This window comes from Butyrivibrio sp. YAB3001, assembly GCF_900112195.1.
Classification (GTDB): Bacteria; Bacillota; Clostridia; order Lachnospirales; family Lachnospiraceae; genus Butyrivibrio.
In genome coordinates, this window is record NZ_FOKR01000038.1 from 1 (window position 1) to 13,113 (window position 13,113).

General features: G+C 37.2%; 13 protein-coding genes and 2 pseudogenes. 10 read left to right on the plus strand and 5 right to left on the minus strand.

What is annotated here, in order from left to right; genetic code table 11:
- The 9 genes from BM086_RS19850 to BM086_RS19890 all read left to right on the plus strand — a co-directional run.
- On the plus strand, positions 1-247 hold a 247-nt coding region (locus BM086_RS19850), incomplete at its 5' end, for an IS3 family transposase (RefSeq protein ID WP_141107751.1).
- Between the two features lie 167 nt (positions 248-414).
- Positions 415-705, plus strand: coding sequence for a hypothetical protein (locus BM086_RS21170; protein ID WP_175560403.1), 291 nt, complete (start codon positions 415-417; stop codon positions 703-705).
- Positions 706-718: 13 nt separating this feature from the next.
- Positions 719-889 (plus strand): DegT/DnrJ/EryC1/StrS family aminotransferase, encoded by a 171-nt coding sequence (locus tag BM086_RS19860; protein WP_330391662.1) that lies wholly within the window; start codon positions 719-721, stop codon positions 887-889.
- Between the two features lie 168 nt (positions 890-1,057).
- Entirely contained in the window at positions 1,058-1,786 is a 729-nt protein-coding gene (locus BM086_RS19865; RefSeq protein ID WP_092332036.1) for a hypothetical protein, read from the plus strand.
- On the plus strand, positions 1,787-3,634 hold the full coding sequence (locus tag BM086_RS19870) for a hypothetical protein (protein WP_092332040.1): 1,848 nt from the start codon (positions 1,787-1,789) through the stop codon (positions 3,632-3,634). It abuts the gene before it with no gap.
- Positions 3,635-3,984: 350 nt separating this feature from the next.
- Positions 3,985-4,506, plus strand: a complete 522-nt coding sequence (locus BM086_RS19875) for a hypothetical protein (protein ID WP_141107805.1) — start codon at positions 3,985-3,987, stop codon at positions 4,504-4,506.
- 140 nt (positions 4,507-4,646) lie between these two features.
- Entirely contained in the window at positions 4,647-5,108 is a 462-nt protein-coding gene (locus BM086_RS19880) for a hypothetical protein (RefSeq protein WP_242952283.1), read from the plus strand.
- Positions 5,109-5,188: 80 nt separating this feature from the next.
- Complete coding sequence (locus BM086_RS19885) at positions 5,189-5,440, plus strand: hypothetical protein (protein WP_092332049.1); 252 nt, start codon at positions 5,189-5,191, stop codon at positions 5,438-5,440.
- Between the two features lie 77 nt (positions 5,441-5,517).
- Positions 5,518-6,291 (plus strand): prolipoprotein diacylglyceryl transferase, encoded by a 774-nt coding sequence (locus BM086_RS19890; protein ID WP_092332053.1) that lies wholly within the window; start codon positions 5,518-5,520, stop codon positions 6,289-6,291.
- A 264-nt stretch (positions 6,292-6,555) separates the two neighbouring features.
- On the opposite strand, the gene BM086_RS19895 is transcribed toward BM086_RS19890, so the two are convergent.
- From BM086_RS19895 to BM086_RS19910, 4 genes and pseudogenes are all read right to left on the minus strand, one after another.
- Entirely contained in the window at positions 6,556-7,641 is a 1,086-nt protein-coding gene (locus BM086_RS19895; protein WP_092332058.1) for a tyrosine-type recombinase/integrase, read from the minus strand.
- Between the two features lie 128 nt (positions 7,642-7,769).
- Positions 7,770-9,983, minus strand: a complete 2,214-nt coding sequence (locus BM086_RS19900) for an EAL domain-containing protein (RefSeq protein WP_022762337.1) — start codon at positions 9,981-9,983, stop codon at positions 7,770-7,772.
- A gap of 225 nt (positions 9,984-10,208) precedes the next feature.
- A pseudogene (locus BM086_RS19905) lies at positions 10,209-10,337 on the minus strand (4Fe-4S ferredoxin); the annotation flags it as partial.
- A gap of 83 nt (positions 10,338-10,420) precedes the next feature.
- The gene (locus tag BM086_RS19910; RefSeq protein ID WP_013282476.1) at positions 10,421-11,908 is read right to left on the minus strand and encodes a radical SAM protein; all 1,488 of its coding nucleotides are present in this window, start codon (positions 11,906-11,908) and stop codon (positions 10,421-10,423) included.
- Between the two features lie 164 nt (positions 11,909-12,072).
- Between BM086_RS19910 and BM086_RS19915 the strand changes: the two genes are divergently transcribed.
- Entirely contained in the window at positions 12,073-12,657 is a 585-nt protein-coding gene (locus BM086_RS19915) for a TetR/AcrR family transcriptional regulator (protein ID WP_013282475.1), read from the plus strand.
- A 149-nt stretch (positions 12,658-12,806) separates the two neighbouring features.
- Here the strand turns inward: BM086_RS19915 and BM086_RS19920 are convergent.
- A pseudogene (locus BM086_RS19920) lies at positions 12,807-13,113 on the minus strand (MFS transporter); the annotation flags it as partial.

Sequence of the window (13,113 nt, forward strand, 5' to 3'; positions counted from 1 at the left end):
GCTTAGGCAATCAATGTCCAGAAAAGCCAATTGCTGGGATAACGCCCCTCAGGAAAGCTTCTTTGGTCATATGAAAGATGAGATAGATCTGTCAGAATGCAAAAAATATAGGGAAGTAAAAGCAATCATAGATGATTGGATGGACTACTATAACAATGAAAGATATCAGTGGCAGTTAGCAAAGCTATCTCCGAATGAATACTATAAGTACATCACCACAGGAATATATCCTCTTGGAGATGTTTGATATATAGATAAATAATGTGCTGTAATTAGATATGCCTATAGCTTAATTTGTACTTGACATGGGGTACACTTTAACTATCGTATCATGCTATCATTAGGATGATACATAGCGTAGCATATAATTTTTCAAGGAAATATGAAAATGTTCAGGCGAAAGTAGGTGGTGTCATGGGCGGAAAAGTACTCGAATTGCCGGAGATAAAGATATATGCCGAAGGGAAGAAAGAAGGAATAGCAGAAGGCATAGCTGAAGGGAAGAAAGAAGGAATAGCTGAAGGAAAGAAAGAAGGAAAGGCAGAGGAGAGAGAATCAGGAATAGAAATCTTCGTCAGAGATAAATTTGAAGATCATTTTTCTCCTGAAACAATTATTGCCAAGCTTCAAAAGAACTATAATCTTTCTAATGATGATGCTAAGGAATATGTGAAGAAATATTCACCTGTCGCTGCAGACAAATGATAATCACTATCCAATCCCACCACATTTGTCAGAAGCATATGCGTATTTGGGAATGAGAGATGGGGATTTGCCTTTAACAGAGAAATATGCTAAGAGCGTATTATCTATTCCTCTTTATAATGGGATGCGAGAAGAAGAATTAGAATATGTCATTCGAGTGATTAATAACTTTGATATAATATGAAAATACTTCTAGTTTTTTGAATTGATAGGATTTTTATGTGTAAGAGAGCGCTTTAAATAGTAAGGCAAATTAGTTTTATTAGTTATAGATTCAAGAAATAACATGAAGTCAAGAGAATTAGCGGATAAGATACTTTTTGAGGGAATGCTCTAATATCTAGGAGTAGAAATGATAATTAAATTGATAAGTTTAGGAATGGCAGTTTTACTATTTCATATTTGGGTCGATAGGTATTTTTTTACAAAAAAAATAATATATTTAGGACTAGCAATAATGGCACTGGTTATTGCTGCAGTAATTTCAAAAAGTGGAATAATACTTGCGGCAATTTCTTTTGTTATTACATCATGTAGATTCTTTATAAATTTGCTTTTATTATCTGAAAGGTTCAAAGAAGGATATTTTTATAAAATTGTAACTAGTTGGTTAAATGTTGTTTTTTTTGCAGTGATCATTTGCTTGTTCATATATATTGGTACGTATAAAAAAGTGTTAAATGATGGTTTTGTGGCAGATGTTCAAAACACGTTTTTGAATAATTTGTTTGAAACGGGAAGATTTTCAGCGATGCCTTTTGGGGATATTAGTATCATGCATTTTGTTTTTGTACATATGTTCGTATTTTTTGTTATATCTTCATACACTAAATTGATTCAAAATGGCTTTTTGTTTTGGAATATTACTTTAACTGTGTTGATGTATATAGGCTATTTAGGAATAGCATACATGTTTAGGTGGGCAGAGGAGAATATAGTTATTTATAATGAGTATTTAACCGGATTTGATAAATATATGCTGGTTTGTGCAATAATGATTTATGGATATTGGATATATATTGCGGTTAATGCGGCAGTAGAGAGAGTAGTGAATAAAAACAAATTACAGGCGGAAAAATAAATGATAATTTGTGGTGTGTTTGTGTGTGCGGCAGTATTGGCATATAGATTTCAAAAGAAGATTGATTATTTTATAGCTTTTTCAATGATATTGATGACACTAATTTCATATTTGTTTTTGCAGATTGGCCATATTGAGATTGGCCTTTTTTGTGTTATAGGAATAAACATTTTGGCTATGGTCATTTTTATTTTGATTTGTTTAAAAAATTCGGATGCAGTTAATAAGTATGTTTTTACTCCAGGGTTATGGGGGACGATATTTGCAGTTGCCTTTTTTTATATTTTCAGCCAAGGAGTGGATATTTCTAAAACAGTTGATTCTTTTTTTTGGGTTGGAACACCTAAATTACTTTATTATTCTGATGACATCGAATTTGCCAGAACTCGTGTGATAAATATCATTCATCCGCTGCTGTTATGTAATTGGGGATACCTTGTTGAAAAAACTTGCGTTAGTTGGAACGATTCGATGCTTCTTTTATCTAAGAATACTTTAATGTTTTCGGCATTGTTACCTCTTGGGGATGTTATTGCTAATAAGGAATTGTCCAAAACTAATCCCCAAAAACAATTTGCTATTTTTTTGTTAGCTTCGTTATTAATTCCCTGTATGAGCTTTTTTGATGAATACAATCAGTTTGATGCTGACGTTATTCTCGGTGTTATGTTAGGGATGGGACTGGTTTTATTTGCAACAGCAATAAAAAAAGATGATTTTATTATTCATATTATTGCAATGTCTTATATTGTGGCCGCACTACTTACAAAGCGTTCAGGCGTGATTTTTGTTGTTTTAATACTTTGCGGAATTATTTTTTTACTGTGCAACAAAAAACAGTTAAAATTATCATTTTTATATATTATTGTGAATTTTTCATTTTATGTTATTAGTCAGTTGACAGTAAGCAAATATGCATTAGCTATAGCAGGAACATTGATATTTGGATTAGCTTTGTCATATGCGTTTAGGAATAGTTTGGTAAGAAAGGTTTGGTGTATAGCATTAGTAATATTTGCTATTGTGGGTTCGGTTGGCTTTTATTTTTGGATGAACAAAAGTGATTATTATAGGGAAGCTTCACTTCTGTATATCCATACAATTTTTACAACCGGATACAGTCATGTTGGTAATTTTATAAAACTGAGCTTGGTGGCATTTGGAATAATTTGTTTTGTTATATATTGCGGTGTGAGATATAAACAATTAGTAAAAAAAGAAGACAATGAAGCGTTTATTTTGGCATGTCTGACATATTTCGCTTATTTATTCATTATGCTATTCTTATATGTTGTATTAATTATTCCGGCAAACTGGCATTATGGTATGGTGCTTGCTGCAATTGATAGATATATGGTAACGGCTGTCATCATGTTACTTTGCGTGACTTTTTATATTATTGTTCAGTATTGTAAAAATGGTGCAATCTATGTACTATTTATTTGTCTTGCGTTATCAGATGTTTTAGGTTTTTCGAAATACATCTTAGAACGTAATGAAGCTCCAAAGTATGATGCAGTGACTGATTCGGGAATAGTGCTTGACATGGATACAAATATTGGATACATAGATTTGAAAAATGGGAGATCAATGGCATTTGAGTTTGCTATGTATCCTGCAAAATCCACAAATGCTTTTAGTGGTCATGAAGTGGAAGAAAATGGTGATGAACTTATCAGCAAAGAAGAGCTTGAGAGTCGTTTATCCGGGAATGAATATATTTATATTGATTCAATTACCGATGGCTTTGTTTCTAAGTATTCGTCAATGTTCTTGAATGCTGATGACATTAAAGCTAAAGCAGTATATGAATTTAATGAAGATGGGAAGCTGATTCTTATAAAGTGATTTAAACGAATTCGATTTAGGAGGACATCTAGAAATCTTTATCCAAGATGTCATATTTTAAGCCACCATAAACGCCATTAAGCACTGTATCAGTGGGATAAAACCTTTATTATTAGCATACTTATAGGCTTTTGAAGCAGGATTGAATTTTCTCTGTTTTGCACAATTCAGTATGTGCTCTCAGGTGCCACCTGCTTGATCTTAGGATCCAGAGGATTGAGTCCCGGCATAAGATAATTGAACTCTTCCTCAGTAATCTCAGCTTATGCCCATATTGTAACAGGGCATTCATCCACACGGTGTATTCAGGTAAAAAAGGCGCAAAGACAAGGCCGGATCTGGATTATTTTTTGCCAAAATCACTGTACCCTTATTTTTCCATGTCTATTTACAATCTCATTCCTGCATGCAAGGTGTGTAATTCAAGCTTTAAGGGACAGATTGATTTTGATTATGAGAAAAATATAAATCCCTATGAAGAAGCACTAGATACGAATCTTATGAATTTTTCTTATCTGCCTGATGATTTTACTTCCGCGGTAGGGCTTGAGCCAAAAGATCTGCAAGTGGTCCTCGATTATCATAGTGAAAAAAAGGATTACGCCAGATTGAAGAATAACTGTGATATTTTTGCAATAGATACGCTTTATCAGAATCATACAGACGTTGTCAGTAACATACTAAAAAAGCATTATGTCTTTAATGATACTTACAAAGAGATTATCCGTACTACATACCCGGGCCTTTTTTCTTCGACTTACGAAGTTGACAAAATGCTCTATGAAACTATAGAAAAACAAGAGGTTAAAAATGCTATTTTGGGAAAACTGAAATATGACATTAAGACGCAACTTGATGGAACATGTCCCTAATCTTTTAATAAGCTAAATGTACGCAAAATCAGCTCTGGATTTTTTGCCGTATTTACCGCATAATTAGGATATCTTACGTGGATTATTGATAACACAAAAGAATCTGGTGATACTAAAACTGATATATGAAAGGATTGACTATGGCTAATTATAATGGATACACAAATGGGAATAATCAAAATCCCAAACAGTTTGTTCCTAATAACAATAATACTGAAAATGCACAGGAATTTTCTAATCAGCCAAGAGAGCCTTATATCAATCGAGGCTATAGTAATCAGCAAAGTCCCGATATGAACTATTCCAATAGTGGTCAGCAATCAGGAGATGAGCCGGGAAAAGGAGCTGCTATAGCAAGCCTGGTTCTGGGTATCGTATCTATTGTATGTTGGTTTTTGGGCATTGGAGCATTTGTTGGCCTTATTACAGGAATAATAGGAATAATTTGTGCGTCCAGTTCTAAAAAGGCAGGATACACTGGAGGCATCCAAACAGGCGGTCTTGTATGTTCTATTATCGGAGTTGTTGTCAGTGCAGTGATTTTTGTGACATGTGTAGCATGTGTTGGAGTACTTGGAACCGCCGGTGCATTATTTGATTAAGCAGTTCTTATATTCTCGTTGACTGAATTGCCCATAGATGAGAAAATAGTCATTGTTTAATTACTTAAAGGAGGAAAACTATGGGCGTAGCATCATTAGTGCTTGGTATCCTTGCACTTATTATCGGAGTATTTACAAGTGGATTATTCGGATGGCTCGGAGCAATTCTGGCTATTATCGGAATTATTCTTGGTGCTCTTGGACGTAAGGATTCGGAAAAGAAGGGTATAGCCACTGCAGGTTTGGTTTGCTCAATCATCGGACTTATTCTTTGCCTGCTTCTGTATCTTGCATGTGCAGCATGTATTGGCGGATTAGCATCATTATCATAACTGCCAGTTTAAGTATACGTAAAATATGCAACCCCTGCAGATAAATGCAGGGGTTGTTGTGTAAGTGAGAATAAAAAATGCATGTATATACGAATTTTTTTGGGATAGTGATCCCATCATATGGCTTGATGATTGTAACCGGAGTAGTGCTTGCAAATCTTGTTGGGATGTTGATATTAAAACGTGAGCATTTAGATATTAATGACTTTATGATTTTGGAAGCCTATTGTTTTTTAGGGGCTTTCATAGGAGCTAAAGTTTTATATTTGATTGTGTCCTATAAATATATTGAATGGGACAGAATTCTTGATTATAAGTACTTCAATGATCTGATGCTAGGCGGTTTCGTTTTTTATGGCGGACTAATTGGTGGATTATTATTTATATATCTTGGAGGAAAAATCCACAGAATTAAGCCGAAACAATACTTAAAAAGTTTCATCTTTCTTATTCCATTTATCCATTGCTTTGGAAGGATTGGATGTTTTATGGCAGGATGTTGCTATGGTGTCCCTTATCATGGAATTGGATCTGTAGTATTTCCAGAAGGCTCTTTTGCACCATCTGGAATCGAACTTTTTCCTGTGCAGCTTGTTGAAGCAATATTTCTGATGATAATAGCTATTTTGATACTGGTTTTGCGGGTTATATGCAGATTTGAATATACAGTTGAGTTGTATCTTTTTATATATGGCGTTATAAGATTCATATTGGAATATTTTAGATATGACAATATAAGGGGCGGATTTGAAAATCTTTCAACATCGCAATGGATCAGTTTGGTAATGATAGCTGTAGCAGTTATAGATTTTGTTATAGAAAATAAAATGAAGGATAAAACACGCACATAACTTAAATTATACGCATAGAAAGATATCAAACACCTCCTCTGCGTGATAAATGACGAGGCACTGTGTATTGTCGGTTTAAGCTAAACTTGTAATATGTTTAAAGATAGGAGTGTAAAAAGTCAAAAATACGGCTTTTTACACTTTTTAACTTAAAAAAATAAAGCTTGAAAATGTAAAAAGCCGTACTTTTAAAGAAAAATCTGTAAAAAGCCGAATGGATTAAAGCTAAAATTGTAAAAAACCGGGCACTGTAGTGTGTGCAATTTAATCATTATCCTGGTTATCATCCGTTCCATAAACGTCTACCTGGGATGCCTGTCTTTTATGTTCTTCTTCTATAGCAGCATAGTGTTTAACAGTTGTATTTACGTCTTTATGTCCCAGAACATCAGCGACCATATAAATATCACTTGTTCTGTTATAAAGCGCTGTACCATAAGTTCTACGGAGCTTATGAGGGGTGAGCTTTTGAGTAAGTCCTGTGTTTTTTCCATATTTTGAAATCATATATTGGATGCTTCTTATCGATAAACGCTTATGCTGAAGAGATATGAAGAGAGCAGGTTCTTCAGAATCATTGAGTAGGGTAGGGCGTTCATGATTGATATAATCCCTCAGCGTATTCCGGATAATCTCGTTTATGTAGAGATGATCTTCATCGCCGCCTTTTCTGACGATAGTAATTGTATTTTCATCAAAATTTATATCTGAAAGATCAAGCCCTGCACATTCCGAGACGCGGATTCCAGTATTTAACAGAAGAGTTACAATGGCCAGATCTCTTTTTGCAGTAGGTTCAGACATGACTTTGGAATGGTAACTAGCAGAATTCACAGCTGCGACAGAATCCATTAGAAGCTGAACCTGGTCAGGATACAGCCTTCGGATATCTTTCTTTACCTTTTCTTTCTTCTTTACAGCAGCTTTCACTGTGGGATCAATCTTAAGATAGTCATATTTGATCAGATATTTATAGTAATTCCGCACAGCCGCCATTTTTCTTGCAATTGCACGTTCTTTAGCAGGCTTTACATTGCCTTTTTTATCCGGTTTGTGGCCTGATGCAACATAATTTTGGAATTCATTGATGTCCTGAGGACCAAGATTTTCGACAACTTCAAAGGGGATATCTTTGATTTCAAGATTCTTGCACAGGGGATTCTTTTCCTTGAGAAATCCGTAGAAAAATAGAATATCCTGCGCATAATTAAAAGCGGTGCTTTCCTGATATTTGAGAAGACATTCCTCAACAAATCCATGTGTATGCTGAGGAAGAATGTTTTTAATGCTTTCAGTATCTTTACGGCGTTTCTGCCTCAATGAATTGTAATATTCTGAATTTTCACCCATGACTTAACCCCTCCGCTTTTTCTAAAATAATCGTATCACAAAAGAGGAATTTTGTGCAATGATATTTGCGTTAGCAACGCGTTCCAGCGGGAGGTGGACCCCCTGTCTGACATCGTTCTTTATTGGCTTTATTTCTTTGTTGGATATGCCGTTAATTCTTCAAACTCATCTACCGGCATAGGCTTGTAGAAATAATATCCCTGCATTTCCTCACATCCAAGACTTCCGAGGAAATCAGCCTGTTCCAGTGTCTCAACACCTTCTGCGATAATAGAAGTTCCAATAGCATGGATCATCTGGACCATGTAGCTAAGTATTGTCCGACCCATCTTTTGGTCACCTGAACCGGTAATAAATCGAAGATCAAGCTTTATGCGATCAAGGATAACTTCTTTTAACATATTCAGTGATGAGTAACCACTTCCAAAGTCGTCCATTTCAACTTCAAAGCCTGCTTCACGAAGTTTGGTTGTTGTTTTGATGATGGTATCGGAGTTTTCGACATATGCGCTTTCCGTTATCTCAATACGAAGTTGACCAGGCAATAGGTTATAGAACTCTTTTAATGTATTAAAGTGGTCGGCTACATCAGGGTTCTTTACTATATCAAGTCTTGATAGGTTTACTGATACACACAGTTGTCTGCCCTGATCATTCCATCGCTTCAAATCCTTACACACAGTGTCCCAAACGTGACAGTCAAGATCATAGATAAGCCCAGCATCTTCCAAAACCGGAATAAATTCTCCCGGAGAAATGTTTCCATCCTTCTTGCTTTTCCAGCGGCAAAGAGCCTCTGCACCAGTTATCATCCCAGTCTTATAGTTGACCTGTGGCTGATACCATACTTGTATTTCCCCAGACTCAATAGCTGCAGGAAGGCGACTTGCGATACCGGCACTTTTCCTTCCCATGTCCCACTGCTTTGGGTTATAAAACTCAAATCCTTCTTTCTTGGATTCTCTGACTTTTCTTTCTGCAATGCGGGCATAATCAAGCATCTTATCCACGTTTATGTCTTTATAGTCATCAGGCATAAGAACATAAATACCAGAGCAGAGCCTTACAACAAAGTCTTTTCCACGATCGCTAAAATAATTGCGAACAGGAGTCAAAATATATTTTTCATCCTGAAGAATCTGTTCATTGCCGCCAATACATCGAAGGATAACAAAATGATCTCCATCATACCTTCCTATAGCTTCTTTATCGGTAAGTACTTCAAGGCTTCTCTCAGTCCAAAATTTTAACAGCTCATCTCCGGCCTTCCAGCCAAAGCTGTCGTTGATGAACTTAAAGTCTTTTATGTTGTTATAGGATATCGTATACGGTGTATCAGGGTTGTTAGTGAGTAGTTCCTCAACTTTTTTACGGAATCCATTGTGGCTGAGCACACCAGTGAGAGGATCGATATCCTCCATTATCCGCATCTTTTCCTTCTGCTCTTCAAAATATGCTTTCTGTCTTAGGACAAGCATTATAACAAGAGCAGCAAAAAGGATAGTCCCAATAATAAGGAAGTACTTATATTGGTAGAGATAGTCTTCAAAAGTATATACATAAAGATCTCTGGTAGTGTAATCAAGGGCTATAGCCTGTTTTTTGGTTTCAGGAATAGCTGCAATTCCTTCGTTCAGAAGTTCAATTCGTTTTTTTCCCTCTGGGGTTTCAAGAGTTCCGGCACGAAAATCCATTGAAAACATGGCAGAAGGCTGTACTTTAAGATCATTATAGGATGGCTTTTGAAGCACATAGCTCCACGCATATGAGTTATGTAAAAGTGCATCTACCTCTTCATTTCTAAGCGCTTTAATGCAATCAGCCATGGAATTGTAAAGGTTTATCGTTATTCCAGGGTATAACTGCTTTACAGTTTCTGCTACTCCGCCCTGTGATTTTAGCATGCCTACTCTGATGGTATTTATGTCAGAAATAGAGTGCTTATCTGTAGTCACAAGGGTAAATGGGGTCTGGATGAGATTGTCAGATACGATGGTCGCTTGACCAGATGCACTTGAAACAGCACTTCCAAAGGGCATAACAAGATCGTACTCAGTACTATCAAGGGCTTCCTTAAGATTTGATTCACTTATAGCTTTGAATGCGACATTGAAACCAGCTTCTTTGGCAGCGGATTCCATAAGATCAACGCCGATTCCTGCAATCTTGCCGTTGTCTTTATCAATGTAAAACATAGGACATCTGTCTACAGGCACACCGACTGTAAATTCTGTAGCAGGAGAATCAGACGAGGCATAAACAGGCGTCAAAAAGACTCCCAGATAGATTACCAGGAAAAGGAGGGCTATGCTGATAGTAGTATGGATCCTTTTTGATTTCATGATACACTCGCCTTATTGTTTGTTCTTTGCTTTAGATACTCACACTTCATTCTAACATTAATATGTTAAAATACGATAAATAATAAATAACAAATCGATAAAGGCGACTTCTAGTATTCCGGCATTGCTAACTTATGCGCATACGGGACTTGAACCAGGGATTCACGGAGCACCATTAGAACATAAAAAAAGTGTTCCGACGCTATATGAGTCATCGGAACACCATAGACCGACGCAGCATGGCATTTCCATCCTTGCAATAGTAACATCCCTTATGTCCTTGTTACTGATAACTTCTGTCAGTTTCTCAGTGTAATCTCCCTCATCCGGTTTGGGACATCCGATCATTGTAAACCTGCCTTGCATCAGAAAAAGAAAAGTATAAAACTTTATTCGACAGGGTAAATGAAACAACAATACTATAAAATTCGAGGCATTTAAGCTCTCTTATGTTTAAAGTGATGCTGTCTGGGTTTGTGCTTAAATGCAACTATGTTTAGAGGCTTTTCATCCTTTTTTGCATAATTCTCATATGCCTTCTTATAGTGTTTCTGTCCGGCCCAGATATCGTCAGCTACAGGCGCCCACTCTTTTGCGTAATCATCACACTTTGCACACAGATGCTCAACACTTTCTTCGGATTCTTCATTTGTACCATGAGCTTCTGATCTTTCGACCATATCCCTTAAAAGAGCCGGATTTTCAAGCATAGGGCACGGTCTTAAATGGTTCTTATTGAAAGGCTGGCCCTTATGGTATTCCATGAAAAGAGGACTTTGAAGCATCTCAAGTATTGAATGTGTATGTATATTGGTGTTGGAGAAGTGGACAAATACGCATGGTTCAGCATCTCCACTTGAATTGATGTGGAAATAGTTTCTTCCGCCTGCGATGCAGCCACCGACAGCTTCACCATCATTCTGGAAGTCCATAGGGAAGAATCCCAGGTCACATTTGACGCTTCTAAGGAACCTTATCTGATCCACCATCTTCTTTCGCTGCTCTACTGTAGGCATAAGCTCAGGAACAGCATTGTTTCCAACCGGCATGTAGTGGAAGAAAAATCCGAATCTAGCACCTTTTTCAGCAATGAACTCGATGAACTTGGGATCAGTCACTGCCTCGATGTTGTTTCTTGTATAGCAGATGGAAGTTCCATAAACTATTCCGTACTTTTTGAGTAGATCCATGGCATTCATTACTGCATCATAATGACCAAGGCCACGTCTTGCGTCATTAGTCTCAGGAGTTCCCTCGATAGAAAGCTGGAATGTGAGATTTCCAAGCCTTACAACTTCTTTACAGAAATCCTCATCAATAAGTGTTGAATTGGTATAGATAGAGAACTCAACATCATTGTGCTTTTCTGCCAGTTTCAAGATATCTTTCTTCCTTACAAGAGGTTCTCCTCCTGTCATCATGTAAAGATATACTCCCAGCTCTTTTCCCTGGGTAACGATTTTGTCCATATCTTCAAAAGACAGATTGTGCTTAGGTCCATAAGTACCTGACCAGCATCCCGCACAGTGCATATTGCAGGCGCTTGTAGGGTCAAAAAGAATAAGCCATGGGATATTGCATCCGTATTTTTCCCTGTTTGCCCTGATCATTTTTGTGCCTCTGAAAAATGCCTCATAGCCAAGATTGAGCATCATCATCTTTGCAACATGCGGATCTGTCTCATCTATTACTTTATTCAAAAACTTAACCCATCTGTTATCCGGATCTTTAAATGCCGCTCTTACTTTATCAAGGCTTTCTTTTCTGGCTCCATCTTTACCCCAGAATTTCTCTGCCTGGTCAACAAGCTTAAGATAAGTAGCAGTCCTGTTCTCCGTTTTATCGAGATTTGCAAGGAACCTGTCAATCAGTATGCTAAAAGCCTGTCTTTGTACTTTGTGAGAAATGTTTTTTGCTAATTCCATACTTGTTATGCCTCCCCAAACGATGCTACAATTATTCTGATGTAACAAGTGTAACGCCACAGCATATTAATAACAATGGCTCTACCATCGGACATGACAATATTTCGTTTAAGTGAACCGATGTTACATTCTTGCATTTTTTGTAACGTCGAGAGGGAGAAAAAATGAAAAGCTCAAAAGAATCTTTAACAGAAATGCAAAAAAAAGAAGTTCTGAGGATGAATAATAAGGAGTCCAATCAGCTGACAAGAGAGTGTCTGCAGCTTTCGCTTATGCATCTAATGAGCGAACACCCTTATGAGAAGATCACCATCAGCGAGATAGTACGCCGTGCAGGAGTATCAAGGACGGCGTTCTATCGAAACTATACAGATAAAGAAGATATCCTGCATGAGCTTGGGGATGAAATAATAAAGCGTATAGCGGAGATCAGCGAAAAGCCCGAACTGCACGAAAACCCACATCTGTGGTTCGAAGATATTTTTCGGGCTGTCAAAAACGATAAAGATATAATATCTCTGTTTGACCAAGCCGGAATTCTTCAGAATGAACTCTTTCTTGAAAAAGCGGTCTCAGAGCGGCTCTATCCTACAGCTGACCCAGAAAAGAAGTATCTCAGACTTGCTGCCGAAGCTGCCATTTTACAAATACTCATAAGCTGGTTCAGGGATGGGATGCAGGAAGACGAAAAACAAATGGCTGATATCTGCGTAAATATCTTTGATAACGCTTTGAGCAGACTGCCATAATTAACAAGGACCTCTTCTAACATGAGAAATGATCCTTCCTGGCGTAAACGAAGTAATTCTTGCGCATATGAAGCTTGACCCCGGAATTCCCTTAGCACCAATAGAACATAAAATTCGGATATAATGCTCATTCCAGCAAACTGGAATTGTTAGCACTCTGTCTTATTGCACCGGAGGCATAAAACATAAAATGCAATCGCCAGAAACTGTGATACCACAGACACAGTGACAAGATACACAGGATTCAAATCATACAGGGCACCGAGAAGCCAACTGCCCAGAAACCACGCAATACCAAATCCTGTCTCAAATATTCCGAAACCGGTGCTTCGCATGGAACGCGGGACGATTCCGCTGACAGCTGCTTTCATAATACTTTCCTGCGCACCCATTCCAATCCCCCACAGAATTATCCCAGCTCCGATCAACCAGGCATTTCCAGTCATAAAAACAAAA

What these genes read in the sequence shown, in the direction of transcription:
- BM086_RS21170 (WP_175560403.1), top strand. Translation starts at nt 415, where the DNA reads ATGGGCGGAAAAGTACTCGAATTGCCGGAGATAAAGATATATGCCGAA.
- BM086_RS19865 (WP_092332036.1), top strand. Translation starts at nt 1,058, where the DNA reads ATGATAATTAAATTGATAAGTTTAGGAATGGCAGTTTTACTATTTCAT.
- BM086_RS19870 (WP_092332040.1), top strand. Translation starts at nt 1,787, where the DNA reads ATGATAATTTGTGGTGTGTTTGTGTGTGCGGCAGTATTGGCATATAGA.
- BM086_RS19880 (WP_242952283.1), top strand. Translation starts at nt 4,647, where the DNA reads ATGGCTAATTATAATGGATACACAAATGGGAATAATCAAAATCCCAAA.
- BM086_RS19885 (WP_092332049.1), top strand. Translation starts at nt 5,189, where the DNA reads ATGGGCGTAGCATCATTAGTGCTTGGTATCCTTGCACTTATTATCGGA.
- BM086_RS19890 (WP_092332053.1), top strand. Translation starts at nt 5,518, where the DNA reads ATGCATGTATATACGAATTTTTTTGGGATAGTGATCCCATCATATGGC.
- BM086_RS19895 (WP_092332058.1), bottom strand. Translation starts at nt 7,641, where the DNA reads ATGGGTGAAAATTCAGAATATTACAATTCATTGAGGCAGAAACGCCGT.
- BM086_RS19900 (WP_022762337.1), bottom strand. Translation starts at nt 9,983, where the DNA reads ATGAAATCAAAAAGGATCCATACTACTATCAGCATAGCCCTCCTTTTC.
- BM086_RS19910 (WP_013282476.1), bottom strand. Translation starts at nt 11,908, where the DNA reads ATGGAATTAGCAAAAAACATTTCTCACAAAGTACAAAGACAGGCTTTT.
- BM086_RS19915 (WP_013282475.1), top strand. Translation starts at nt 12,073, where the DNA reads ATGAAAAGCTCAAAAGAATCTTTAACAGAAATGCAAAAAAAAGAAGTT.